This window comes from Microvirga zambiensis WSM3693, from assembly GCF_016735695.1.
GTDB classification, from domain to species: Bacteria; Pseudomonadota; Alphaproteobacteria; order Rhizobiales; family Beijerinckiaceae; genus Microvirga; species Microvirga zambiensis.
Genome location: NZ_JAERQD010000014.1, coordinates 104,603 through 129,280 on the forward strand (window position 1 = coordinate 104,603; position 24,678 = coordinate 129,280).

Consider the following 24,678-nt stretch of genomic DNA (forward strand, 5'->3'; position numbering starts at 1 on the left):
CTTCCCCTGCCTCGGAAACGAAGGTTTCGACGGCCTTTCAGGCACATTCAAGGCCCTTGCAAGGCGTCTTGCCCCAGGGGGCGGAGAGAAGGTGCCGCACCGGCCGAAAAGACGTAACAAAATCCACTCTCTATACGCAGAGCAGACAGGGAGGGGCCGTTCGGGTACAGATTTCTTACGCTACGCAAGGGGCACAACATGAAACCGGACATGGATCTGATCGGCGCTCTCACCAGCTTTTCCGTCGGAACGCTCGACGGCCAGGATGCGATGATGGTGATCGAAATCGCGACGACGCCCGAGGAATACGAGCAGGGGATCCGGCATCAGATGCCCGTCGCGATGACGCCCGAGCATGCGCTCGAACTCGGCGAGGCGCTTATCCTGGCAGCGCGGGCCGCCCAGATGGGCGACGCTCCAAGCTACGCATTCAACTGATCGCTGCGCCTGATCCAATATCGGGATCGGCTCCGGCTTCTACCGGCACGTCCGGTGCGAGCCCATGTCGAAATGAAAATGATCGCGGTGAGCCTCGTTGTAATCGGGGCTGAGCACCACATCGAAGAAGTCGCACGCGCCATCCCGCAGGGCACGTAGAAACTCGGATCGGCGCACATTGCCGCCGGACCAATCGTCTTTCAGCGTGATTTGCTGCCCGTCGGCGAGAACGAACCCGGCAAGGTCGATGGCGTTCGCCGTGGCGTGCTCGCTGCGCCGCCCTTCCGTGCGATGATTGATGTTGCGGCAGGCATATGTGCCGAGATGGGCGACGCGCACTACATCCTGACCGAAATGCTGGCGTGCGACCGGACGCAGAACATTAGTTTCGAACAGAGCCATGGCCACCGCGAGCGGGCACGTCGCGGTAAATCCTCGGCTGAGGACGACGGATGTCCTCGACACCTCGACCGCATTGGATAAGCCGCAGCCCTCTTCCATCGGCCGATCCGGCACCGACCTGTGCGCGATGGGCGAATCCGCCAACACCGCAAGGCATTTCGAATCGTTCCGCTCGAGACGGGCGAGCTTGAAGCGCGTCAGCCAATTGGCACTGTCTGTGACGCGCAGCGGCGTGAAGGGATTGAGGCGGTTCGGGACCTCGATGGCCTGGCCCCAGATCAGGCCGGCGACGATCGCAAGGCCCAGCAGCGCAGCAAGGGCCAGCCGGCCCAGAATAACCGGGACGATCCTAGACCGGGGCGGTGGCTGGGGAGAATCGGCGTGCACGTTTTCGTTCTAGGGCTGTCTGAATTCGAAACCAGATGGAAGCCTCATGGCGCTGCTCCGCCACTGCTGCAAACAAAAATGAGCAAGACGGGCAAACCCGCCTTGCTCATGAAAAGGCATCGGCCATGCGCGCGTGCGCAACGCCGTCTTCAGCCGCAGGCGCTTAGATCGATTCCTTGAGATCCTTGGCCGCGCGGAAGGCGATCTTCTTCGAAGCCTTGATCTTCACCGGCTCGCCGGTCTGGGGATTGCGGCCCATGCGAGCGGCGCGCTTGCGCACCTGCAGGATGCCGAGGCCGGCGAGGCGAATCTTGTCGCCCTTCTTCAGGCTCTTGGCGATCATCTCGACCACCTGGCCCATCATCTCGTTGGCCTGGCGCTTGGGAACCTCGTGCAGCTCCGAGAGGCGCTCCGCGATGTGGCGCAGCGTCAGAATCGGAGAAGACGTTGCGGCAGAAGACTTCGCGGTCTTCTTGGCAGGTGCTTTCACCGAAGCCTTCTTCGCAGCCTTGGCAGGCGCCTTCGCGGTCTTTGCCTTTGCTGCAGCCTTCGGCGCCGCAGCCTTCTTGGCCGGAGCCTTCTTGGAAACCTTGGTTGCAGTCTTGGCCATCAGGAACTCCTTCTCGTAGACAGTGGATGCGTAAGACAGCAGATTCTCATTAGCGGTTTCACCCAAGATTTAAAGTGGCAAAGTCGGTTTTACGCACAATAGTCTAGGGATACTTGTCGATTTCTCGTCAATTCAGGCTTGAATGCTGCCCTGGAAGCCGTTGAGCCCCGTTCTCGGATGATCGACAAGGCTTGGTCTTGAGGCAGAATCATCGACCGGATGCGCGGATGCCAAATATTTCGGGAATGCTTGAGTCTCGAGGGCCATTGGGGCTGGACAACCCTATACGAACGGATGTCACTTTAACGGTCGTCAAACCGCATGGTTGCAGCTATGGGATCGACAAGAACAGATCCTGAGACTGCCCCCATAGGGATCGGAAACACGCCACGGTGAAAGCATGACAAAGGTCGCCTGCATCGGAGAATGCATGATCGAGCTGCGGGAGGAGGCCGACGGGAGGCTGTCGCGCGGCTATGGCGGCGATACGCTCAACACGGCCATCTACCTCTCCCGTCTCGGCACGCCGGTCGACTACGTGACCGCACTCGGCGACGACAGTTGGAGCGACGAGCTGGTCTCGTCCTGGGAGGCCGAGGGCGTCGGCACGGGCCGGGTCGTGCGCCTGCCTGGGCGTCTGCCTGGCCTCTACATCATTCAGACCGATCCGAAAGGCGAGCGCCGCTTTTCCTATTGGCGCGACACTGCGGCCGCGCGTCTGCTGTTCCAGGCTCCAGAAGCCGAGAGCATCGTCGCAGCACTCCCGGCCTATGACCTGATCTATTTCTCCGGCATCTCCCTTTCGCTCTACGGAGACAAGGGGCGGGAGCGCCTGTTCGCGATCCTTCGCGAAGCGCGGAAGAATGGCAGGCGCGTCGCCTTCGACACGAATTTCCGCCCACGCGGCTGGCCCGAGAAGGACATCGCGCGCGCCGCCTTCCGCCAGGCGTTCGATTGCGCCGACATCATCCTCGCCTCGACGGAGGACCTCGAGCTTCTGTTCGGAGCGGACGGCGCGAACGAGGTCCTGACGTTCTCGGACAGGGCGGAGATCGTCCTGAAGCATCCGGATCTGACCTGCCGTGTCCTGACGAAAGGCCAAGATATTCTCGTGCCGGGCAAGCCCGCCGAAGATGTGGTCGACACCACAGCGGCAGGCGACAGCTTCGCGGCGGCCTATCTCGACGCCCGCCTCACGGGCCACGATCCGCGACGGGCGGCGGAAGCCGGCCATCGCCTCGCCGGTCAGGTCGTGCGCTATCGCGGCGCGATCATTCCGCGCGAGGCTATGCCATAATGCGCTTGCCAGCCAGTCCATGAAGGAGCCTCTCCCATGACACAGAACCCGACAGACATCTCCGGCTCCCGCAACAAGAAGCTGGCCGATCTGCTGCGCCATGGCCCGATCGTTCCGGTCATCACCCTGGAGCGTGTCGAGGACGCGGTCCCGCTCGCGCGGGCCCTCGTGGCCGGCGGGCTGCGCCTTCTGGAGATCACCCTACGCACCCCCGCAGCCGCGGATTCCGCTGCTGCGATCATCCAGGAAGTGCCCGAGGCGATCGTCGGCATCGGCACCGTTCTTAACCCCAACGACCTGGAGCGCGCTCAGAAGCTCGGTGCGCGCTATGCCCTGAGCCCCGGGGCCACGCCGGATCTCCTCGCAGCGGCGTCGGCGAGCGAGATGCCTTTCATCCCGGGCATCGCCACCGCGTCAGAGCTCATGGCGGCCCTGGCCCACGGCTTCCAGACGGTCAAGTTCTTCCCGGCGGTCGCAGCCGGAGGCATTCCGGCTCTGAAGGCTCTCGCAGGTCCGTTCCCGCAGGCGCGCTTCTGCCCGACAGGTGGGATCGACGAGAAGAATGCGCGCGACTGGCTCGCTTTGTCGAACGTGGTTGCCGTCGGCGGCTCGTGGGTCTGCCCGACCTCCGACATCCGCGCTCAGGCCTGGGACGAGATTACTGCGAAAGCCCATCGGGCGGTCGTCTCCGTCAAAGACTGATCGGTCCGGCGCTGACATTTCGTAGGATTGTCAGCCCTCACCGCTGTAGCAATACTCGCCTGCTAGCGTATCGATGCGCTCTTCAAAGAGTGGAGCATCGGATGGGATCCCAAAAGTGGGTCCACTTTTGGCTCCGATGCTCTAGGGAGGATCTGCGGTGGCTTCGATCTATGACACGAACCTCGACAAGAACCCGGCGAATTATCAGCCGCTGACGCCGCTGTCCTTCCTGGAGCGCGCCGCCGCCGTTCATCCCGATCGCATCGCCATCGTCCATGGTGCGCTGAAGCGCGACTACCGCGACTTTTATGCCCGCAGCCGGCGCCTTGCGTCGGCCCTTGCCCGGCGCGGCATCGGGCGCGGCGATACGGTGTCTGTCATGCTGCCCAACACGCCCGCCATGCTCGAGTGCCATTACGGCGTGCCGATGGCCGGCGCCGTGCTCAATACGCTGAACACCCGCCTCGACGCCAAGATCATCGCCTTCTCGCTGGAACACAGCGAGGCCAAGGTGCTGATCACCGACCGGGAGTTCTCGCCCACCATCAAGGCCGCTCTCGAACTGAGCTCGAACAAGCCGCTCGTCATCGACTACGACGATCCGGAATTCACCGGGCCCGGCGATCGGCTCGGTTCGATGGAATATGAAGAACTCGTCGCCAGTGGCGATCCGGACTTTGCCTGGAGCCCGCCGCGGGACGAGTGGGATGCGATTGCGCTGAACTATACCTCCGGCACCACCGGCGATCCGAAAGGCGTCGTCTATCATCATCGGGGTGCGTATCTGCTCGCCATGGGCAACATCCTCACTGCCGGGATGGGACAGCACCCGGTGTACTTGTGGACGCTGCCGATGTTCCACTGCAACGGCTGGTGCTTCCCCTGGTCGCTGTCCATCGTCGCCGGCACCCATGTCTGCCTGCGGGCGGTGCGGGCGAAGCCCATGTACGATGCCCTCGCCGACAACGGCGTGACGCATCTGTGCGGCGCACCGATCGTCATGTCGACCCTGCTCAATGCACCCGAAGCCGAGAAGAGGCCCCTGCCCCATACGGTCAAATTCATGACGGCGGCGGCACCGCCGCCGGAGGCGGTGCTGGCCGCGATGAAAGCCGCCGGTTTCGACGTGACGCATCTCTACGGGCTGACGGAAGTCTACGGGCCGGCCGTGGTCAACGAGTGGCATGCGGAATGGGACGAACTCGATTCGTCCGACTATGCGGCAAAGAAGGCAAGGCAGGGCGTGCGCTATCCAGTGCTGGAAGCGCTCGACGTGCTCGACCCTGAAACCCTGCAGCCGGTGCCGGCCGACGGGAAGACCCTCGGAGAGGTCATGTTCCGTGGCAACGTGGTGATGAAAGGCTATCTCAAGAACCTGGCGGGAACGGCCAAGGCCTTCGACGGCGGCTGGTTCCATTCAGGCGACCTCGGCGTGAAATATCCCGACGGCTATGTGCAGCTGAAGGATCGTTCCAAGGACATCATCATCTCAGGCGGCGAGAACATTTCCTCCATCGAGGTGGAGGACGCGCTCTACAAGCACCCGGCCATTCAGGTGGCCGCCGTGGTGGCGATGCCGGACGAGAAATGGGGCGAAACCCCGTGCGCCTTCGTGGAGCTCAAGCCCGATCAATCCGTATCGCCGGAGGATATCGTCGCCTGGTGCCGGGAGCATCTGGCGTCGTACAAATGCCCGCGCACGGTGATCTTCACGGAGCTGCCGAAGACGTCCACCGGTAAGATCCAGAAATTCCAGCTGCGCGAGATGGCGCGGGCTCACAAGGCCCGAATTTAGCGCCCTTTCCACACGGGCTTGCGCTTCTCGATGAAGGCATCGATGCCCTCACTGGCGTCCTCCGCCATCATGTTGCAGGCCATGACGTTGCCTGCATAGGAATAGGCCTCTTCGAGACTCATGGAGCGCTGGCGGGCGAACATCGCCTTGCCCGTGCGGACCGCTACCGGGCTTTTCGCGCAGATCTCGGCGGTCAGGGTATCGAGAATCCGATCAAGCTCCGCGTCCGGCACCGCGCGGTTGACCAGACCGAAGGACAAGGCCTCCGCCGACGAGATGAAGCGTCCCGTCACCAGCATGTCGAAGGCCTGCTTGGGTGCGATGTTGCGGGAGAGAGCGACCGCCGGGGTCGAGCAGAACAGCCCCACATTGATGCCGGAAACCGCGAAAGTGGCGCTCTCCGATGCCACCGCGAGATCGCATGTGGCAACCAGCTGGCAGCCTGCTGCCGTCGCCATGCCATGGACCCGGGCGATGACCGGGACCGGCAGGTTGACGATCGCCTGCATGACGCGGCTGCATCGGGCGAACAGATCGTCATAGTAATCCTGGCGCGGATTGGCGCGCATCTGCTTGAGATCGTGCCCGGCGCAGAAGGCTTTGCCTGAAGCGGCGAGAACGACGCAGCGGATCGACTCATCCTCCGCGATGTCGTCGAGGGCTTCCTGCAGCGCCGCCAGCATCTCCTCCGACAGGACGTTGAATTGGGCCGGCCGATTGAGGGTCAGCGTCACGACCCCATCCCGGTCCTCCCGCAAGAGAATGCTCTCGTCGGACAAGACCTGCTGGGCACTCATGATGGTTTCCTCCCGATACGGGCGCGTTGTCTGCCAGATCCAACCCGAATAAGCTCGATCTGGCAATAAGACCCTCGAGGAATGCCGCCTCCGAGTTCGCCAAGAAGAGGTTTCACCTGTGAGCAAGCCGTCGATCAGCCGCTTCCCCGTCCCCGAGATCTCCGATCTGCCGGAAGACATTCGCACGCGAATCTTGGCTGTTCAGGAGAAGTCCGGCTTCGTGCCGAACGTGTTCCTCGTGCTCGCCCACCGGCCCGACGAGTTTCGCGCCTTCTTCGCCTATCACGATGCGCTGATGGACAAGCCGGGCAATCTCACCAAGGCCGAGCGCGAGATGATCGTGGTGGCGACCAGCAATGCCAATCAGTGCCAGTATTGCGTCATCGCCCACGGCGCGATCCTTCGCATCCGCGCCAAGAACCCGCTGATCGCCGACCAGGTCGCCGTCAATTACCGCAAGGCCGACATCACGCCCCGGCAGAAGGCCATGCTCGACTTCGCCATGAAGGTGGCGCTCGAAGCCTATTCCGTCGGCGATGCCGACATCGCCGCTCTAGGCTTCCACGGCTTCACGGAGGAGGACGTCTGGGACATCGCGGCCATCGCCGCTTTCTTCGCCATGTCGAACCGGCTCGCCAACGTCACCAACATGCGGCCGAACGACGAGTTCTATGCGCTCGGCCGCGGCTGACGGATCTCAGGGCAGCAGCACCTTGCCCGGGTTGAATCTGTTGTCGGGATCGAGCGCCCGCTTGATCCTGCGGGCGAGATCCATCTCGGTCGCGGCGCGATAGCGGGCGAGTTCGCCGACGCGATACTGCCCGATGCCGTGCTCCGCCGAGATGCTGCCGCCATAGGCTGCGACCACGTCGTGCACGATGCGGTTGACGAGGCTCGCGTCGTGGCTCGCATCGACGAGGATGTTGTAGTGGATGTTGCCGTCGCCAAGATGGCCGAAGGCGTTCACGCGCGTGCCCGGAGCGCCGGCAGCGAGCGCTTCCCCGGCCTCGACGAGAAAGCGAGGAACCTCGGTCAGCGGCACCGAGACGTCGTGCTTGACGCTCTTGCCCTCGCGCGCCTCGGATTCCGTGACATGCTCGCGCAGGGCCCAGAGCTGGGCCGCCTGAGCGCCCGACTCGGCGATGACGCCATCGAGAGCGATCTCCTGCTCGAAGGCCGAGCCCAGCATCGCCTCGGCCGCCTCTCGCAGGCCCGCAAGGCTGGACGCCGCCTCGATCAGCACGAACCATTCGCCCTCGGCGATGGGAGGCTTGAGGCCAGCATGCTTGGCGACAAGCTGCATGGAGGTGGCGGAAATCAGTTCGAAGGCCGAGATCTGATCGCCGAGTTCGTCCTGGGCGAGTTCCAGAAGCCGCAGCGCTGCCGCCGGATCCGCGACCGAGAGCAGCGCGGTGACGGAATGCTTCGGCCGCGGCAGCAGCCTCAGCACCGCCGCCGTGACGATGCCGAGCGTGCCCTCGCTGCCGATGAAGAGCTGCTTCCAGTCATAGCCCGCATTGTCCTTGCGCAGCTTCCGCAATCCATTGGCAATCGTGCCGTCCGGCAGCACCACTTCGAGGCCGAGCACGAGGCTGCGGGTCATGCCGTAGCGCAGCACGTTCACGCCACCGGCATTGGCCGCAACGACCCCGCCGATGGTGGCGGAGCCCTCGGCCGCCAGGCTGATCGGCAGAAGCCGGCCCGCGGAGGCCGCCGCATCTTGCGCAACCTTGAGGATGCAGCCTGCCTCTACCTCGATGGTCAGGCCGACAGGATCGACATGGCGGATCGCCGCCATGCGGTTGAGGGACAGGACAACCTGGGTGCCGGAGGCATCCGGCACCGCACCGCCGGCAAGCCCCGTATTGCCACCCTGGGGCACGATGGCGGCGCCGGCCTCACGGCAGATCTGCACGACCTGGGCGACCTGCTCGCTCGTAGACGGACGGACGACGCAGGCGGGTTTTCCCGGGAAGAGCTTGCGCCAGTCGACAGCATACGGAGCGAAATCAGCCTCTTCCGTGAGGACGGCCGCCGGGCCCAAGAGCCCGGTCAGGCGTTGCAGCAGATCCTTCGGCTGGGTCATCTGAATTCCCTCGCGGTCGCCGTATCTTGCAATTGCGGCTACCGCTCCTGAAGGATCGGGCCCCAATCGTCAACTCGGCATCCGCGAGGGTGCATCCGCCCATAGGGTCGGCGGATCAAGGTTTCACTCAGCGCTTTCCCGATCCAGGCTCCGCCATCTTGCGGTGCTGTTCGGCCAGCATGCCGGCCGGCGTCACATTGGCGAGGACGGTCGTGAACTTGTTCTTCCAGCCGCTCACCACATCGCCTTCGCCGTTCATCATCGCATCGAACCCGACCTTCGCCACATAGGCGGGATCATCCTTCTTGGCCTGGCCGACCTGCGTATCTTCCATGCCGGCGCGCTCGAAGAACTCGGTCTCCGTGGCACCCGGCATCAGGCAGGTCACGGTCACGCCGCTATCCTTCAATTCGGCCCGCAATGCGAACGAGAAGGAATCGATGAAAGCCTTGGTGCCGTTATAGACGGCCTGGAAGGTGCCCGGCATGAAGCCGGCGATCGACCCGGTGATCAGGATCCTTCCCTCGCCTTTCGTGCGCATGTCGCGGCCGACCTTCTGGAGAAGATAGATCGTGCCGGTGATGTTGGTATCGATCACATGGCGGGCCTCGGCGAAATCCTGCTCGAGGAAAGCATGCCCGAGACCATGCCCGGCATTGGCCAGAAGCGCATCGACCGGCCTGCCCTTTGCGGCCGCATAAAGCTTGTCGACTCCCTCCGGTGTGGCAAGGTCGACCTCGACGGCCTCGACCTTGGCGCCGAGCGCCTCGAACTCCCTAGCTGCGTCGTGGATGCCGATGCGGTCGGCGGCGATCAGCAGATCGTAGCCGTTCTGGGCACAGAGCTTCGCGAGCTCATACCCGATGCCCGAAGAGGCGCCAGTGACGATGGCAAACGGCTTTGCAGTGTCTGGCATGTTTGTCTCCCAGCCGGTTCGAAGGAATGCTCCGGCCATGAATGGAGAAGAGCGCAACCGGCACGTGGTGCTTGAACTCCCAGGGAGTCGCTTCAGTTCAAAAATACCGGGCGGCGGCAGGATCTCGCTGTGCGCCGGGCCGCGAATTCAGTCCAGTCAAAGACCAGTTCACCGAAAGTCCAGCCTGTTGCTTTCGCTTTGGGGGCAAGATACCTTCACCATAATAATAAAAGTGAGCTTCAGGCCTCGAAGGGTCTGCAGCCGGGAGACGCGCTCTTGGGTCCGCAAGAATCGGCGACGTTCGACGTCGCGGTGAGTGGTAGCGCATGCGGGCATGACATGGCCCGAAACGCGGCGGAGCATCACGCCGTGATCATCTCCGCCTATGCTTTCCCTGCTCTCTCGGACCCAGCTAAAACCCCAGGAACGTGCCGATGAGTCTCGTTCTCGAAGGCGTCTCGAAGAAGGTCGCGGCAGCGGTTCATATCGACGATGTCAACCTGACCCTTGAACGGGGCTCCCTCAACGTGCTGCTCGGCGCAACGCTCGCCGGCAAGACCTCGCTCATGCGCCTCATGGCCGGGCTCGATGCGCCGACGAGCGGCCGCGTCCTCGTCGAGGGTCAGGATGTGACGGGCTGGCCGGTGCAGCGCCGCAGCGTGGCCATGGTCTATCAGCAGTTCATCAATTACCCTTCCCTCGATGTCTATGAGAACATCGCCTCGCCTCTCCGCGTCGCACGCGTGCCGGCACAGGAGATCGAAACCCGCGTGCGCGATGCCGCCAAGCTCCTGAAGCTCGAACCCTATCTCGACCGCAAGCCCCTGAACCTCTCCGGCGGCCAGCAGCAGCGCACCGCCATCGCGCGGGCGCTGGTGAAGCGCGCGGATCTCGTGCTGCTCGACGAACCGTTGGCGAACCTTGACTACAAGCTGCGCGAGGAATTGCGCGAGGAGTTGCCGCGCATCTTCGCGGCGTCGGGCGCGATCTTCGTCTACGCTACGACGGAGCCGACGGAGGCTCTCCTTCTCGGCGGCAATACGGCGACCCTTTTTCAGGGACGCGTGACGCAATTCGGTCCGACGCCGCAGGTCTATCGCCATCCCTTCGATCTGACGACGGCGCGCGTGTTCTCCGATCCTCCGCTCAATACGCTGCAGGTTCGAAAAGCCGGCAACAGCGGGACTTTGAGCACCGGCGGGCAGATCCGCGCCACTGGGCCCCTCGCCGCCGTTCCCGATGGCGAATACACGGTCGGGTTCCGGGCCCATCATCTCACCCTCGAGCCGACCAGTGGCGACGAAATCGCCATTCCGGCTGTCGTCTCGGTCGCCGAGATCACGGGGTCGGAGAGCTATATCCACCTCGATGCCAGCGATCACCGGCTCGTGGCACTTGTGCCCGGGGTGAGGCGGCTCGAGCCCAAATCTGCCGTGACCGCCTATATCGATCCGCGGCACCTGTTCCTCTTCGATGCGGCCGGCCGGCTCGCCGCCGCAGACCCTGCCCAGCAGGCGGCCTGAGGAGGGAAAGATGGCCCGCATCACGCTCGATCATCTCGCCCACGCCTACAAACCCGATCCCCGCACCGCGGACGATTACGCCCTCAAGGAAATCAACCATGTGTGGAGCCAGGGCGGCGCCTATGCCCTGCTGGGGCCTTCGGGCTGCGGCAAGACAACGTTGCTGAACATCATCTCCGGCCTCGTGCGTCCAACGCGCGGGCGCGTGCTCTTCGACGATCTCGACGTGACGGATCTGGCCACGGAATCGCGCAACATCGCCCAGGTTTTCCAGTTCCCGGTCGTCTACGACACCATGACGGTGCGCGAGAATCTCGCCTTTCCCCTCAAGAACCGGCACGTGCCGCGCGAGAAGACTGCGCAGCGGGTGGAGGAAATCGCCCGCCTTCTCGATCTCACCCGCGTGCTCGGCCGCAAGGCGAGCAACCTCACTGCGGACATGAAGCAGAAGATCTCGCTCGGGCGCGGCCTCGTGCGCCCCGATGTGGCGGCGATCCTGTTCGACGAGCCGCTCACCGTGATCGATCCGCATCTGAAATGGCAGCTCCGTTCGACCCTGAAGGAGATCCATCGCGCGCTCGACATCACCATGATCTATGTGACCCACGATCAGACGGAGGCGCTCACCTTCGCCGACAAGGTGGTGGTCATGCATGACGGCGCGGTGGTCCAGACGGGCACGCCGGATGAGCTGTTCGAGCGCCCGGCCCATACGTTCGTGGGGCATTTCATCGGCTCTCCAGGCATGAACATCCTCCCCTGCCGGATCGAAGGCGCTACCGCCTTCATTGGCAACGAAGCGATTCCCCTCCTGCGGAGCTATCGCACCCTCTCCGCCGGCGAGAAGTTGGAGCTTGGCATCCGGCCGGAATTCGCCCGGCTCCAGCCGAAAGGTTCCGGCCTGCCTGTCCACGTGCGGCGCATCGACGATATCGGGCGGGCGCGCATCGCCCGGGTGGAGATGGCGGGACGCCCCCTTGCCGCCAGCGTTCCGGACGGCATTTCCATCGAGGGGAGCGAAGCTGCCCTCGCGCTCGATCCCCGCCACGTCCACATCTATGCCAATGGGCATCTGGTGGCAGGCGAGGCGCTCGGAGGAAACAAGGCATGACGAAGACCGTCTACAACGGGGCCTGGTTCTTCGTCCTGCCGGTCTTCGCCATCGTGGCGTTCTCGGCCGTGCTGCCGCTGATGACCGTGGTGAACTATTCGGTTCAGGACACCTTCGGCAACAACCAGTTCTTCTGGAACGGCATCGGCTGGTTCCAGGAGCTGCTCGATCCCTCGACGGAGCTCGGCGGCCGCTTCTTCGAAGCGCTCTGGCGCTCGCTGCTGTTCTCGGCGATCATCCTGATGATCGAGGTGCCGCTCGGCATCGCCGTGGCGCTCGCCATGCCCCGCGAAGGCTGGACGGTGGCGCTCTGCCTCGTGCTCATGGCGCTGCCGCTGCTCATTCCGTGGAACGTGGTCGGCACGATCTGGCAGGTCTTCGCCCGCAGCGACATCGGGCTTCTCGGCTGGACCGTCAATCACCTCGGCATCGACTACAATTATACCAACGATTCCATCGACGCCTGGGTGACGCTGATCGTCATGGATGTGTGGCACTGGACGAGCCTCGTCGCCCTGCTCTGCTATGCCGGCCTGAAATCCATTCCCGACGCGTATTACCAGGCGGCCCGCATCGACGGCGCCTCCCGCTGGGCGGTGTTCCGCACGATCCAACTGCCGAAGATGCGGCGCGTGCTGCTGATCGCGGTACTGCTGCGCTTCATGGATTCGTTCATGATCTACACCGAGCCCTTCGTGATCACCGGCGGCGGCCCCGGCAATGCCACCACTTTCCTCTCGATCGATCTGGTGAAGCTGGCGCTGGGCCAGTTCGATCTCGGCAAGGCGGCGGCCATGTCGCTGGTCTACAACCTGATCATTCTCGCCATCTGCTGGGTCTTCTACACGGTGATGACCAATGTCGATGCCGAACGCGAGAGGGTCGAAGCATGACTGGCACCATCGCCGTCGGCCCCACAGATGTGAAGCCCGCCGCGGCGCCCCTTGCCGCCAACCGCGCCCTGTCCGGGCCGCGGGTCAGCGGGCGCGTCGTCGTGATGACCCTTTATCTCCTGTTCCTGATGCTGCCGATCTACTGGCTCCTGAACATGAGCCTGAAGACGAACATGGAGATCACCTCCGGCCTCACGCTCTGGCCGCGGGAGATCACCTTCGACAACTACGTCAAGATCTTCACCGATTCGAGCTGGTACTCGGGCTACATCAACTCGCTCACCTATGTGATCATCAACACGGTGCTGTCGATCTCCTTTGCGTTGCCGGCGGCCTATGCCTTCTCGCGCTACAGATTCCTCGGCGACAAGCATCTGTTCTTCTGGCTGCTCACCAACCGCATGGCGCCGGCTGCGGTATTCGCCCTGCCCTTCTTCAATCTCTACTCGGCCATCGGCCTCTTCGACACGCCTTGGGCCGTTGCCCTGGCGCATTGCCTCTTCAACGTGCCTCTCGCCGTGTGGATTCTCGAAGGCTTCATGTCGGGTGTGCCGCGCGAGATCGACGAGACCGCCGCCATCGACGGCTATTCGTTTCCCCGATTCTTCGTGAAGATCTTCATGCCGCTGATCGCATCCGGCATCGGCGTCGCCGCCTTCTTCTGCTTCATGTTCTCCTGGGTCGAGCTGCTGCTCGCGCGCACGCTGACCTCGGTAAACGCGAAGCCCATCGCCGCCACCATGACGCGTACGATCTCGGCCGCCGGCATGGATTGGGGCCTGCTCGCCGCCGCCGGCATGCTCACCATCGTGCCCGGCGCGCTCGTCATCTGGTTCGTCCGCAACTATATCGCCAAGGGCTTCGCCCTGGGTCGGGTCTGAGGAGGTTTTTATGCCCGATCTCGCCTGGATGGCCTGGACCTGGCAGACCGGTCTCTTCTTCGTCGGGATCGCAAGCCTGCTTCTCGTCATGACGATGCTCGCGCTCTACCGCCCGGAGACCGAACGCGTCGGGATCCTGCGCATTCCGACGACGCGCGGCGACCGTCTCTTCATCTCGCTTCTTGGTGCGGCCTTTATCCACCTCGCTTGGCTGGGCTTCATCGGCCCGGACCTGTGGTGGGCTTCCGGCCTTTCCCTGCTCTACGCAGCTTTCGTGTTTCGCTACGTCTAGGAGGAAGAGGCTCAACAAGACCATCCGGTTTGCCCGGGCCGGAGAGGACAAGACCAGCGCACAAGCCGGCAAGGGCACTACTTGGGAGGAACAAATGAAACTCACCCAATCTCACCGGCGCCTGAAACTCTTCGTCTCCACAAGCGTCCTCGCCATCGCGCTCGGCAGCACGGCCGCGCTCGCCGGCATGGAGGAAGCCCGCCGCTGGATCGACAGCGAATTCCAGCCCTCGACGCTCTCCAAGGACGAGCAGCTGAAGGAAATGGAATGGTTCGTGAATGCGGCCAAGCCCTTCGCGGGCCAGGAGATCAACGTGGTCTCCGAGACCATCACGACCCATGAATACGAGGCGCGGACTCTCGCCAAAGCGTTCTCCGAGATCACCGGCATCAAGCTCACCCACGACCTGATCCAGGAAGGCGACGTGGTGGAGAAGATCCAGACGCAGATGCAGTCGGGACGCAACATCTACGATGCCTGGGTCAACGATTCCGATCTCATCGGCACCCATTTCCGCTACAAGCAGGCTATCCCCCTCGACGACTGGATGGCGGGCGAAGGCAAGGACGTGACCCTGCCGACACTCGACGTCGCCGACTTCATCGGCAAGTCGTTCACCACGGCGCCCGACGGCAAGATGTACCAGCTGCCGGACCAGCAATTCGCGAACGTGTACTGGTTCCGCTACGACTGGTTCCAGCGTCCCGAGTTCAAGGAGAAGTTCAAGGCCAAGTACGGCTACGATCTCGGCGTTCCGGTGAACTGGTCGGCCTATGAGGACATCGCCGAATTCTTCACCAACGACGTGAAGGAGGTCGACGGCGTCAAGGTCTACGGCCACATGGATTACGGCCGCAAGGACCCGTCGCTCGGATGGCGCTTCACCGATGCCTGGCTCTCCATGGCCGGCAACGGCGACAAGGGCATTCCGAACGGCCTGCCCGTGGACGAGTGGGGCATCCGCATGGAAGGCTGCCGTCCGGTCGGCTCCTCCGTCGATCGCGGCGGTGATACCAATGGTGCCGCCGCCGTCTACTCGATCGCCAAGTATCTCGACTGGATGAAGAAATATGCTCCGCCGCAAGCGCAGGGCATGAACTTCTCCGAGTCGGGACCGGTGCCGGCACAGGGCAATATCGCGCAGCAGATCTTCTGGTACACGGCCTTCACCGCCGACATGGTGAAGCCCGGTCTGCCCGTGGTGAACGCGGACGGCACGCCGAAATGGCGCATGGCGCCCTCGCCCCACGGCTCATACTGGAAGGAGGGCATGAAGCTCGGCTACCAGGACGCTGGCTCCTGGACGCTTCTGAAGTCCACACCCGTCGACCGTCGCAAGGCGGCCTGGCTTTATGCGCAGTTCGTCACCTCCAAGACGGTCTCGCTGAAGAAGAGCCATGTGGGCCTCACCTTCATCCGCGAGAGCGATATCTGGGATAAGAGCTTCACCGAGCGTGCGCCGAAACTCGGCGGCCTCATCGAGTTCTACCGCTCACCGGCCCGGGTGCAATGGACGCCGACCGGCAACAACGTCCCGGACTATCCGAAGCTCGCGCAGCTCTGGTGGCAGAACATCGGCGATGCGGCCTCGGGTGCGAAGACCCCGCAGCAGGCGATGGACGCTCTGGCGGCAGCACAGGACGAAGTGCTCGGACGTCTCGAGCGGGCCAATGTCCAAGGCGAATGCGGTCCCAAGCTGAACCCCAAAACCTCGGCCGAGGATTGGATCAAGAAGGCCGCCGCTGCCGGCACGATCGCGCCGCAGCCCAAGCTCGCCAACGAGAAGCCGAAGGGCGAAACGGTGGATTATGACACGCTCATCAAGAGCTGGCCCGCCTCGCCGCCGAAGCGCAGCTGACGAAGACCGGCCCCGCCCGCAAGGCGGGGCCTTTTTCTTGGTGGTTACGTCAGGCCGATCCCGTCTCGCGCGGGACCGGCCTTGTCCGCTCTTGGTTCATGGGCCTCGCATCACCACATGATGTGAAATAGCGTTATCCTTTTGGAGGGCCCCATGCTCGAACGCACTCCAGCTTTCATCCTCAATGCCGGTGGCGCATCGGCGACCCCGCAAACGTCACCTTCAGATCCACAGACCGACGATAGCCTCCTCGATGCCTATTCGCAGGCAGTGACATCGGTCGTCGACCGCATCGGCCCCGCCGTCGTCCGGGTCGAGCCGCAAGTATCTGGGCGCGGCGCCGGAATGGGTTCCGGCGTCATCATCTCGCCCGACGGATTGCTGCTCACCAACAGCCACGTGATGCAGGGCGCACGTGAGGCGAAGCTGACCGGATCAGACGGTCGGCCCATCGAAGCGCGCGTGATCGGGGATGATCCCGACACGGATCTCGCCCTGCTGCGCGCCAACGGCGATGGGCATCCTTTTGCCGCTCTCGGCGATTCCAAGCTGCTGAAGCGCGGCCAGATCGCGATCGCCATCGGCAACCCGCTCGGCTTCGAGTCGACGGTGACCGCCGGCGTCGTGTCGGCGCTCGGCCGAAGCCTGCGCGCGAAGTCGGGACGGCTCATCGACGACGTGATCCAGACCGATGCCGCGCTCAACCCGGGCAATTCCGGCGGCCCGCTGGTCGCGACATCCGCTCAGGTGATCGGCATCAACACCGCCGTCATCATGGGTGCGCAGGGCATCTGCTTTGCCGTCGCCAGCAACACCGCAAGCTTTGTCGTATCAGAACTCATCCGCCACGGACGCGTCCGCAGGGCCTCGATCGGCGTTGCCGGCCAGACCGTTCCCCTCCCCCGGCGCGTCACCTATGCGGCGGGCCTGATGGAAAATTTCGGTGTGGCGATCGCGGCCGTCGAACCGGGAAGCCCGGCGGAGACGGCCCGGCTCGAGCAGGGCGATGTCATCCTCTCGCTCGACGGCGAGCCGGTCGGCGGTGTTGACGATCTCGTGCGCCTGCTGAACGGCGAGCGGATCGGACGGTTCGTGGAACTCGTCATCCTCCGGAAGGGCGAGATGCGCACCGTGACCATCACCCCTGTCGAGCGCAAGACAAAGCCTGCGTGACCGCTTCAGAAAGACGGCCGCGAGCGGACCGGGCCAAATCTCAGCAATCGGCTTTGGTTTCGCTCGCGGGAGTCCCTGAACCCGCGCCCTCTTCCAGGGTGGACGGATCGAGCGTGAACAGCTCCTGCGGTCGCGCGATGCCTCTCAGCGCGTAGCGGCCGACGGAAACAAGGCATTCCCGGTCATCGGCCGAGGCAATAGCGTGGAAAGCCGAAGAAACCAGCACATCCCGCTCGACCGAGCGGGACAGAGCCGCGATCCGGCTGACCTCGTTCACGGCGGGACCGACGACGGTGAAATCGAGGCGGTCCTGGCTGCCGATGTTGCCGTAGAAGACCTCGCCGATATGCAGGCCGAGATAGGCCGAGGTCACGGGCAGGTTGCATGACCTGCGCTCCTCGTTCAATGCGCGGACCCGCGAGCGCATCAACTGCTCGGCCTTGAGCGCTGCCCGGCAGGATTCGGCTGCATCCTCGCATCTGAAGATCGCAAGCGTTCCATCCCCGATCAGCTTCAGCACATCGCCGCCCGCCTCGTAGATCGAGGAGATGATGGCCTCGGCATAGTCGTTCAGGAACGGGATGATCTGCTCGGGATCCGCGGTTTCTGTGATGTGAGTGAAGCCATGCAGGTCGCTGAACCACAGGACGGCCTGGATCCGGTCGGTCACGCCACGCGCGATCCGACCGTTCAGGACGAGGCGGCCGGCATCGCGGCCGAGATAGGTCTCGACGAGCGTCTTGGCGATGCGCGCGAGCGAGGCGCATTTCATGGCGAGCATGAGCGGCGATACCAGATCGCGCAGAATCACGACCTCCTCGTCCGAGAAACCTCCCGGTGCATCGGTGGTCCAGGAGGAAAAGAAGCAATCCATCTCGCCGATGGCGCCCTCCGCCGCGAAGCGGTGGATCAAGACGATATAATCGGTCTGCCCCTCGGCGCGCAGCTCCTCGAGAATAGAGAAATCCTCAACCTCGCCAAGCCCGATCCGTCGGCGCAGAAATTCCTCACCACTGTGAAAGAGATAATAAAAGGTGCTCCGACGCCAGTTCGCCGCCGCCTCTCCCCCCATATTGGTGCGGCCATATTCGACGATGTGATCGAGGTCGCCCATATCATCGCGGCGCCAGCGGAAGACACGCCCCTCATGGATCGGATGCAGGGTGTCGATGACGGTCTGCACGCGGGCGACAGGCAGGCCTGCGGCGACAAGACGGTTGCAGAAGCCATGAAGGAGGTCGAGCTCCGTCGTGCCCTTCAGGCCCGTCTCGGTAACCCATCGCGCGATTGTTGATGCCTGGGCTTTGTCCATGAAAGCTCCTCCTGACCCGATCCGCGGACAACTCATGACAGTCGGCCAAGCAATCAAGGCACCCGTCTACTCGGTAGTGACTCAATTTGGCTCCACCCCGTCATTCCGGGGCGCCGCAGGCGAGCCCGGAACCCATAGCCGCCAGCCTTGCAGAAAGCGGCGCAACGCCGCTCATCTCTATTCTATCTTGAGCCGTCGTGGCTATGGGTTCCGGGCTCGACCTATGGTCGCCCCGGAATGACGGTGTGCCGGCTCCCATCAGAACTCAAACTGTGGCACTACCTTCTACTCTGCCGGAGTGGGCTTGGCGTCAACGGCGTCCGGCCGCTTCGATGCTCTCCGTTTGAACATCCAGATCACGACGTGGCGCACCGCCACGTAGAACACCGGCGTCAGAAACAGTCCAAAGACGGTGACCCCGAGCATGCCGGCGAACACGGCCGTGCCGAGCGCCTGCCGCATCTCGGCGCCCGGCCCGGTCGCGATCACGAGCGGCAGCACGCCGAGAATGAAGGCGAAGGCCGTCATCAGGATGGGTCGCAGGCGCAGCCGGCAGGCCTCTACGACGGCCTCCACCGGCGTCTTGCCCTCGATTTCCGCCTGCTTGGCGAATTCGACGATCAGGATGGCGTTCTTCGCGGCGAGACCGACCAGGACCACGAGGCCGATCTGGGTCAGGATGTTGTTGTCCTGCCCCCGGATCATCACGCCGATCAGCGCGGAAAGAACGCTCATCGGCACGATCAGGATGATGGCGATCGGCAGAGACCAGCTTTCGTATTGCGCGGCGAGGACGAGGAAGACGAACAGCACCGAAAGCGCGAAGATGAACACCGCCGTGTTGCCGGTCTGCCGTTCCTGGAAGGCAAGCTCCGTCCATTCGAAGCCCATGCTCGGCGAGATGCTCTGCTTGATCAGGCTCTCCATCGCATCGAGCGCGTCGCCGGAGGATACGCCCGGCGCCGCATCACCCTGCAGCGCCACGGAGGTGAACATGTTGTAGCGCTGGACGAGATCCGGCCCCGACACCTCCCGCATCTCGACGAGCGTTCCGAGAGGAACAAGCGCACCGGAGGCGGAACGGACACGCAGGCGGTTGATGTCCTCCTGGTCCATTCGGAAGCGCTGGTCGGCCTGAGCGCGCACCTGGTAAACGCGGCCGAAGGCGTTGAAGTCGTTCACGTAAGCCGTACCGAGATTGATCCGCAGCGTCTCGAAGATGTTCGGGATCGGAACGTTGAGAATGCTCGCCTTCTGCCGGTCGATCTCGAGATAGACCTGGGGCGAGTTGGCCGAGAAGGTGGTGAAGACACTGGCGAGGTTCGGGTTCTGCCGGGACTGGCCCATCAGCTGATAGGCGACCGCGAGAATGCCGCGGACGTCGTCGCCCGTGCGGTTCTGAAGCTGGACCTTGAAGCCGCCGGAATTGCCGAGGCCGCGCACCGGCGGCGGCGGAATGGCGATGATGAACGCCTCCTCGATCTGCTGCAAGCGGGCGAAGAGGTCGCCGATGATCTTCATTCCCGAGTTGCCGTCCCTGACCCGTTCGTCGAACGGCTTGAACCCGGCGAAGATCGCGGCCGCATTGGTGGCGTTTGTGAAGGTGGCGCCGGAGAAGCCGGCGAAGGCCACCGCGTTCTGAACGCCCGGTGTTTCCTGCATGATCTTCGAGGCCCGCTGCACCACTGCGTCGGTGCGCGACAGGGAGGATCCGTCAGGCAGCTGGATCACGACGATGGCGTAGCCCTGGTCGAGGCTAGGGATGAAGCCGCGCGGCACGTGATTGGAGATCCAGACGGTGCCGGCGAGAAGCCCGACATAGATCGGCAGCACGATCAGCTTGTGCCGCGCCAGCGTTCCAACCGCCCTGGCATAGCCATTGGAGGTCACATCGAAACCATGGTTGAAGCCGTTCGCCAGCCTGTTGCCGACGCGCACGAGTGGATTGCGGGACGGTTCGTGGCTGTGCGGCTTCAGCAGGAATGCGGCAAGAGCCGGCGAGAGCGTCAGGGAGTTGAAGGCCGAGATCACCGTCGACACGGCAATGGTCAGGGCGAATTGCCGGTAGAACTGGCCCGAGATGCCGGGAATGAAGGCCGTCGGCACGAAGACCGCTACGAGAACCAGCGCAATCGCCACGAGTGCGGTGCCGACCTCGTCCATGGTCGCATGCGCCGCATCCCGCGGCGTCATTCCGAGGGCGATGTTGCGCTCCACGTTCTCCACCACGACGATGGCATCGTCGACCACGATGCCGATGGCGAGAACCATGCCGAACAGGGTCAGCGTGTTGATCGAGAATCCGAGCGCCGCCATGAAGGCGAAGGTGCCGATCAGCGAGACCGGAATCGCCACGATGGGAATGATCGCCGTGCGCCAGCTCTGCAGGAACACGAATACCACGATCACCACGAGCGCCGTCGCCTCGAACAGGGTCTTGTAGACCTCGTTCACGCTCTCTGCGATGAATTCCGTCGGGTTGTAGACGATCTGATAGGCGATCCCGGGCGGGAATCCCTCTTTGAGCTGCTCCATGGTCTTGATGATCTGAGCCGAGGCGGCGAGCGCATTGGTGCCCGGCCGCTGGAAGATCGCGAGCGCAACGGCCGGCTTGCCGTTCAGATAGGAATTCGTCACGTAATCCTGCGCGCCGAGCTCGATGCGCGCAACATCCTGCAGCCGGACGAGACGCCCCCCAGGCGTCGCCTGAACGATGATCTGCCGGAACTGGCGCGGATCCTCGAAGCGTCCTTGCGTCGTCACCGTGAGCTGGAACGCGGCATCGGAGGGCGTCGGTTCCTGTCCCAGGGCGCCGCCGGAGACCTGGACGTTCTGCTCCTGGATGGCTTTGACCACCTCGCTCGAGGTCATGCCGTAAGAGGCGAGCTTTTCCGGATCGAGCCAGATGCGAAGGGAATATTGCCGTTCGCCGAAGATGATGAGATCGCCCACGCCGTCGAGGCGCAGGAGAATGTCGCGCACATAATTGCGGGCATAATTCGAGACGTAGAGCTGATCGTAGGAGCCGTCCGGCGACAGCATGTGCACGACCATCATCAGGTCGGGCGAGCTCTTGAGCGTCGTCACGCCCAGCCGCCGCACCTCTTCCGGCAGGCGCGGGGTTGCGATCGCCACCCGGTTCTGGACCAGCACCTGAGCGTTGTCGAGATCGGTGCCGAGCTTGAACGTGATCGTCAGCGCCATGGCGCCGTCGCCGGTGGAATAGGAGGACATGTAGAGCATGTCCTCGACGCCGTTGATCTGCTGCTCCAGCGGCGTCGCGACCGTGGCCGCGACCGTCTGCGCATTGGCCCCGGGATAGCTTGCCCGCACCACGACCGTGGGCGGTGCGATGTCGGGATATTGAGCAACCGGCAACGTGGTATAGGCGATGCCGCCGATGATCAGGAAGAGCGCCGACAGGACCGTTGCGAAGATCGGGCGATCGACGAAGAAATGGGCGAAGCGCATGGCGCTCTCCTCGTGTGGGATCAGCTGCCGTTGCGCTCGCGCACCGGGGGAAGGGTCGTCATCTGCGGCGTGATCGGCATGCCGGGCCTGACGCGGACGATCCCATTGACCACCAAAGTCTCGTTGCCCGTCAGCCCGTCGCGAATGACGCGGTAGCCGTCGATGCGCGGCCCGATGCGCACGGGCTTGAGATGAACGACATTCTTCTCGTCGACCTGATAGACTACGCGCCGGTCCTGATCGCTGCTGATCGCCTCGTCCGGCACGAGAATGCCTTTATAGGGGTCGGAAGCGCCGACCGTCACGCGCCCGAAGAGTCCTGGCGTCAGAAACATGTCCTTGTTGTCGAACACGGCGCGCAGGCGGATCGTGCCGCTCGCGGCATCGAGGCGGTTGTCGACGAAATCGACCTCGCCTTTCAGCTCACCGAGACGTTCGTCCGTCAAGGTCAAGGTGACTTCGTTTTTCTCGCCATTGGTCGACGTCCGGGTGCCGCCTTGGGTCTGGCGGGAAAAGGCCAGGAAGGAACGCTCGTCCACGTCGAAATAGAACTGGATCGGATCGAGCGAGAGGACGTTCGTCAGAATCGTCTGGTTCGCGATGACGAGATTGCCCTCCGACACGAGCTTGCGCGAGATCCTGCCCGACAGGGGCGACTTCACCTCCGTGAATTCCACATCGAGCTGCGCCTGCCGCAGGGCGGCCTGGGCTCGGTCCATTTCGGCCTTGCCCGTCAGAAAGGCCTGCCGGCGCTGGTCGAAGAGCTGGTCGGCGATGTTGCCGGTCCGGCGCAGCTGCTCGGCGCGGTCGAGGTCGCTCTGCGCGAATTCCAGCCGGACCTGCGCTGAGGTGACGGCGGATTGCGCCTGCTCAAGGGTATTGCGGTAAGGTCGCGGATCGATGGTGAAGAGCAGATCGCCCGCCTTGACGAAGGTGCCGTCTTGGAAATGGACCTTGTCGAGATAGCCTGTGACCCGGGCACGGATATCGACCTGATCGATGGCCTCGAAGCGGCCGATGAAATCGGTCCGCTCGATGATGTCCTTCACCACCGGTTTCGCGACGGTCACGGGCGGCGGAGCCTGGCCGGGGGCACCTTGCGCCCGGGCGGTTCCGCCCTGCGCAAACGACAACAACAGAACGCTGAGAACAAACACGGACTGGGGAGAGCGCATGCGTAATCTCCAGATCGGGCATCATCGACGCAGCACTAAACTTTTAATCTTTGGCGTGCGGGCGCGGACGCAAGGGCCACGCGGCGGAGCTTTTGCTCATTGTGTGCTGAAATACTACGCAGCGTGGACCATCTGGCAAGGCATGGAATATTGCTGCAAGGAATGCCGGACCTTGGCTGTCGCGGCATCAGGAATAGGCCTCGGGCAGGTCGAGCGTGCTTTTTTGCCCGATGAATTGGTAGTTCTCCGCGAGCCATCTCTTCGCGCACGCTCTGCCGAGATCCTTCAGCTCCTTGAAGAAACCCCATTGCGCGCTGAGCCGGGAGGCGGCCGTGAACTCGTCGAGCTTCCGCCCGCCATGGATCCGGTGCATGAGCACGCGCTTGTACTCCTTGGTCGAGAGCTTTCCGTCGTCGATCAGCCGGGTCACGAACTCGATCGCTCTGAGCTGCTGCAGCAGGTTGGCGTTGAAGGTGATCTCTGTGAGCCGGTTCTGGATCTCCTGCGGCGTCCGCGGCGTCGACCGGCGCTCGATGGGATTGATCTGCACGAGCAGGATATCGTCCGACTTTGCCTCGTAGAACAGCGGAAACAGGGCCGGATTGCCCGAATAGCCGCCATCCCAATAGGGCTCCCCGTCAATCTCGACCGACCGGAAGATCATCGGCAGGCAGGCCGAGGCGAGCACATGGTCGACCGTCAGCTCGGAGCCCTTGAAGATCCTGATCTTTCCCGACCAGACATTGGTCGCGGTGATGAAGACCTTCACATCGGTGCAGGAGCGCACCTTGTCGAAATCGATCAGCTCGTTGAGGGCGTCGCGCAGGGGGTTGATGTCGAGGGGGTTCAGATCGTAGGGGCTCGCCACCCGCGACCAGGCGTCGAACCAGAGCTGGGTCGGCACCTCGCTGACGCTCCAATAGCTCAGCATGCGGTCGAACAGGGAACGCTGGAGAGGGTTGAGCACGCCGTCGAGGCTCACCCGCTTCCAGAACTGGCGCAGTTGCGCGCGCGCCCCCTCCCGCCCGCCTTCGATCCAGCCCTCGATGAGCACGACCGCGTTCATGGATCCAGCGCTCGCCCCCGTGATCGCCTCGACGGCGAGCCGGCCGTCTTCCAGGAGATAGTCGAGGACGCCCCAGGTGAAGGCCCCATGCGCCCCGCCGCCCTGCAAGGCCAGCGACACGGTCTTTTCCGCCCCGGGGCCCGTGACCCCGTGCACTGTCTTCTGATGGCGTTCGGCGCGACCGGTCATCAGGAGTTCCCTTTCTCGACGGACTTCCGGCTACCCGGCCCTGAGCAGATTAGGACAGCCTCGCCATTCGTCCAGGCTGCACGGCGATCATAACCAGCTTGACGACCTCGGCGATGTATTACAGGAACAGGGAGGCCGCCGGGCACCTCGGCGGCCGCCTCTCCGGACAAGGGGTGATCCCCTGCCCTTCTGGAAGGGCCTGTAGCTCAATGGTTAGAGCCGGCCGCTCATAACGGTCTGGTTGCAGGTTCGAGTCCTGCCGGGCCCACCACTTCCTTCCCCATTACATCCCTGCACGAGGCGC

General features: G+C 63.6%; 21 protein-coding genes and 1 tRNA gene. 13 read left to right on the plus strand and 9 right to left on the minus strand.

Annotated elements, in window-relative coordinates; genetic code table 11:
* Positions 1-198: 198 nt before the first annotated feature.
* A complete protein-coding gene (locus JKL46_RS13140) occupies positions 199-438 on the plus strand; it encodes a hypothetical protein (protein ID WP_201833404.1) in 240 nt (79 codons plus the stop codon).
* Between the two features lie 39 nt (positions 439-477).
* On the opposite strand, the gene JKL46_RS35470 is transcribed toward JKL46_RS13140, so the two are convergent.
* A complete protein-coding gene (locus tag JKL46_RS35470; RefSeq protein WP_201833406.1) occupies positions 478-1,227 on the minus strand; it encodes an extensin family protein in 750 nt (249 codons plus the stop codon).
* A gap of 163 nt (positions 1,228-1,390) precedes the next feature.
* Positions 1,391-1,837 carry an HU family DNA-binding protein gene (locus tag JKL46_RS36575; protein ID WP_201833408.1) on the minus strand — a complete coding sequence of 149 codons (447 nt, stop codon included), beginning with the start codon at positions 1,835-1,837 and terminating at the stop codon, positions 1,391-1,393.
* Positions 1,838-2,237: 400 nt separating this feature from the next.
* Here JKL46_RS36575 and JKL46_RS13155 point away from each other — a divergent pair, with 400 nt between their 5' ends.
* The 3 genes from JKL46_RS13155 (at position 2,238) to JKL46_RS13165 (ending at position 5,631) form a co-directional block, all read left to right on the plus strand.
* Complete coding sequence (locus JKL46_RS13155) at positions 2,238-3,134, plus strand: sugar kinase (RefSeq protein WP_201833410.1); 897 nt, start codon at positions 2,238-2,240, stop codon at positions 3,132-3,134.
* A gap of 36 nt (positions 3,135-3,170) precedes the next feature.
* A complete protein-coding gene (gene eda, locus JKL46_RS13160; RefSeq protein ID WP_201833412.1) occupies positions 3,171-3,836 on the plus strand; it encodes a bifunctional 4-hydroxy-2-oxoglutarate aldolase/2-dehydro-3-deoxy-phosphogluconate aldolase in 666 nt (221 codons plus the stop codon).
* Between the two features lie 157 nt (positions 3,837-3,993).
* Positions 3,994-5,631 (plus strand): AMP-binding protein, encoded by a 1,638-nt coding sequence (locus tag JKL46_RS13165; protein ID WP_201833414.1) that lies wholly within the window; start codon positions 3,994-3,996, stop codon positions 5,629-5,631.
* Here the strand turns inward: JKL46_RS13165 and JKL46_RS13170 are convergent.
* Positions 5,628-6,428: an enoyl-CoA hydratase gene (locus JKL46_RS13170; protein ID WP_201833416.1), complete on the minus strand. Its 801-nt coding sequence runs from the start codon at positions 6,426-6,428 to the stop codon at positions 5,628-5,630. The genes JKL46_RS13165 and JKL46_RS13170 overlap by 4 nt on opposite strands.
* A gap of 118 nt (positions 6,429-6,546) precedes the next feature.
* On the opposite strand from JKL46_RS13170, the gene JKL46_RS13175 reads away from it, so the two are divergent.
* A complete protein-coding gene (locus JKL46_RS13175; protein WP_201833418.1) occupies positions 6,547-7,119 on the plus strand; it encodes a peroxidase-related enzyme in 573 nt (190 codons plus the stop codon).
* Between the two features lie 6 nt (positions 7,120-7,125).
* Here JKL46_RS13175 and JKL46_RS13180 read toward each other — a convergent pair whose 3' ends face one another.
* A complete protein-coding gene (locus JKL46_RS13180) occupies positions 7,126-8,514 on the minus strand; it encodes an FAD-binding oxidoreductase (RefSeq protein ID WP_201833420.1) in 1,389 nt (462 codons plus the stop codon).
* A gap of 127 nt (positions 8,515-8,641) precedes the next feature.
* The gene (locus JKL46_RS13185; RefSeq protein WP_201833422.1) at positions 8,642-9,430 is read right to left on the minus strand and encodes an SDR family NAD(P)-dependent oxidoreductase; all 789 of its coding nucleotides are present in this window, start codon (positions 9,428-9,430) and stop codon (positions 8,642-8,644) included.
* Between the two features lie 434 nt (positions 9,431-9,864).
* Between JKL46_RS13185 and JKL46_RS13190 the strand changes: the two genes are divergently transcribed.
* From JKL46_RS13190 to JKL46_RS13220, 7 genes are all read left to right on the plus strand, one after another.
* A complete protein-coding gene (locus tag JKL46_RS13190) occupies positions 9,865-10,953 on the plus strand; it encodes an ABC transporter ATP-binding protein (protein ID WP_201833424.1) in 1,089 nt (362 codons plus the stop codon).
* 10 nt (positions 10,954-10,963) lie between these two features.
* On the plus strand, positions 10,964-12,064 hold the full coding sequence (locus JKL46_RS13195) for an ABC transporter ATP-binding protein (RefSeq protein WP_201833426.1): 1,101 nt from the start codon (positions 10,964-10,966) through the stop codon (positions 12,062-12,064).
* Positions 12,061-12,957, plus strand: coding sequence for a carbohydrate ABC transporter permease (locus JKL46_RS13200; protein WP_201833428.1), 897 nt, complete (start codon positions 12,061-12,063; stop codon positions 12,955-12,957). Before JKL46_RS13195 ends, JKL46_RS13200 begins: the two co-directional genes overlap by 4 nt.
* A gap of 104 nt (positions 12,958-13,061) precedes the next feature.
* Entirely contained in the window at positions 13,062-13,838 is a 777-nt protein-coding gene (locus tag JKL46_RS13205) for a carbohydrate ABC transporter permease (protein WP_201833471.1), read from the plus strand.
* A gap of 10 nt (positions 13,839-13,848) precedes the next feature.
* Complete coding sequence (locus tag JKL46_RS13210) at positions 13,849-14,130, plus strand: DUF2160 domain-containing protein (RefSeq protein WP_201833430.1); 282 nt, start codon at positions 13,849-13,851, stop codon at positions 14,128-14,130.
* Between the two features lie 187 nt (positions 14,131-14,317).
* Positions 14,318-15,988 carry an ABC transporter substrate-binding protein gene (locus JKL46_RS13215; protein WP_246529302.1) on the plus strand — a complete coding sequence of 557 codons (1,671 nt, stop codon included), beginning with the start codon at positions 14,318-14,320 and terminating at the stop codon, positions 15,986-15,988.
* 153 nt (positions 15,989-16,141) lie between these two features.
* The gene (locus tag JKL46_RS13220) at positions 16,142-17,161 is read left to right on the plus strand and encodes a S1C family serine protease (RefSeq protein ID WP_201833434.1); all 1,020 of its coding nucleotides are present in this window, start codon (positions 16,142-16,144) and stop codon (positions 17,159-17,161) included.
* 40 nt (positions 17,162-17,201) lie between these two features.
* On the opposite strand, the gene JKL46_RS13225 is transcribed toward JKL46_RS13220, so the two are convergent.
* The 4 genes from JKL46_RS13225 to JKL46_RS13240 form a co-directional block, all read right to left on the minus strand.
* Complete coding sequence (locus JKL46_RS13225; RefSeq protein WP_201833436.1) at positions 17,202-18,473, minus strand: adenylate/guanylate cyclase domain-containing protein; 1,272 nt, start codon at positions 18,471-18,473, stop codon at positions 17,202-17,204.
* Positions 18,474-18,758: 285 nt separating this feature from the next.
* Positions 18,759-21,944: an efflux RND transporter permease subunit gene (locus tag JKL46_RS13230; RefSeq protein WP_201833438.1), complete on the minus strand. Its 3,186-nt coding sequence runs from the start codon at positions 21,942-21,944 to the stop codon at positions 18,759-18,761.
* A gap of 20 nt (positions 21,945-21,964) precedes the next feature.
* A complete protein-coding gene (locus JKL46_RS13235) occupies positions 21,965-23,119 on the minus strand; it encodes an efflux RND transporter periplasmic adaptor subunit (protein WP_201833440.1) in 1,155 nt (384 codons plus the stop codon).
* 187 nt (positions 23,120-23,306) lie between these two features.
* Positions 23,307-24,374, minus strand: a complete 1,068-nt coding sequence (locus tag JKL46_RS13240; protein ID WP_201833442.1) for a patatin-like phospholipase family protein — start codon at positions 24,372-24,374, stop codon at positions 23,307-23,309.
* Positions 24,375-24,569: 195 nt separating this feature from the next.
* Between JKL46_RS13240 and JKL46_RS13245 the strand changes: the two genes are divergently transcribed.
* Positions 24,570-24,645, plus strand: a tRNA-Ile gene (locus tag JKL46_RS13245).
* The last annotated feature ends 33 nt before the right edge of the window (positions 24,646-24,678 follow it).

What these genes read in the sequence shown, in the direction of transcription:
- JKL46_RS13140 (WP_201833404.1), top strand. Translation starts at nt 199, where the DNA reads ATGAAACCGGACATGGATCTGATCGGCGCTCTCACCAGCTTTTCCGTC.
- JKL46_RS36575 (WP_201833408.1), bottom strand. Translation starts at nt 1,837, where the DNA reads ATGGCCAAGACTGCAACCAAGGTTTCCAAGAAGGCTCCGGCCAAGAAG.
- JKL46_RS13155 (WP_201833410.1), top strand. Translation starts at nt 2,238, where the DNA reads ATGACAAAGGTCGCCTGCATCGGAGAATGCATGATCGAGCTGCGGGAG.
- eda (WP_201833412.1), top strand. Translation starts at nt 3,171, where the DNA reads ATGACACAGAACCCGACAGACATCTCCGGCTCCCGCAACAAGAAGCTG.
- JKL46_RS13170 (WP_201833416.1), bottom strand. Translation starts at nt 6,428, where the DNA reads ATGAGTGCCCAGCAGGTCTTGTCCGACGAGAGCATTCTCTTGCGGGAG.
- JKL46_RS13180 (WP_201833420.1), bottom strand. Translation starts at nt 8,514, where the DNA reads ATGACCCAGCCGAAGGATCTGCTGCAACGCCTGACCGGGCTCTTGGGC.
- JKL46_RS13185 (WP_201833422.1), bottom strand. Translation starts at nt 9,430, where the DNA reads ATGCCAGACACTGCAAAGCCGTTTGCCATCGTCACTGGCGCCTCTTCG.
- JKL46_RS13190 (WP_201833424.1), top strand. Translation starts at nt 9,865, where the DNA reads ATGAGTCTCGTTCTCGAAGGCGTCTCGAAGAAGGTCGCGGCAGCGGTT.
- JKL46_RS13195 (WP_201833426.1), top strand. Translation starts at nt 10,964, where the DNA reads ATGGCCCGCATCACGCTCGATCATCTCGCCCACGCCTACAAACCCGAT.
- JKL46_RS13200 (WP_201833428.1), top strand. Translation starts at nt 12,061, where the DNA reads ATGACGAAGACCGTCTACAACGGGGCCTGGTTCTTCGTCCTGCCGGTC.
- JKL46_RS13205 (WP_201833471.1), top strand. Translation starts at nt 13,062, where the DNA reads ATGACCCTTTATCTCCTGTTCCTGATGCTGCCGATCTACTGGCTCCTG.
- JKL46_RS13210 (WP_201833430.1), top strand. Translation starts at nt 13,849, where the DNA reads ATGCCCGATCTCGCCTGGATGGCCTGGACCTGGCAGACCGGTCTCTTC.
- JKL46_RS13215 (WP_246529302.1), top strand. Translation starts at nt 14,318, where the DNA reads ATGGAGGAAGCCCGCCGCTGGATCGACAGCGAATTCCAGCCCTCGACG.
- JKL46_RS13220 (WP_201833434.1), top strand. Translation starts at nt 16,142, where the DNA reads ATGCTCGAACGCACTCCAGCTTTCATCCTCAATGCCGGTGGCGCATCG.
- JKL46_RS13225 (WP_201833436.1), bottom strand. Translation starts at nt 18,473, where the DNA reads ATGGACAAAGCCCAGGCATCAACAATCGCGCGATGGGTTACCGAGACG.
- JKL46_RS13230 (WP_201833438.1), bottom strand. Translation starts at nt 21,944, where the DNA reads ATGCGCTTCGCCCATTTCTTCGTCGATCGCCCGATCTTCGCAACGGTC.
- JKL46_RS13235 (WP_201833440.1), bottom strand. Translation starts at nt 23,119, where the DNA reads ATGCGCTCTCCCCAGTCCGTGTTTGTTCTCAGCGTTCTGTTGTTGTCG.
- JKL46_RS13240 (WP_201833442.1), bottom strand. Translation starts at nt 24,374, where the DNA reads ATGACCGGTCGCGCCGAACGCCATCAGAAGACAGTGCACGGGGTCACG.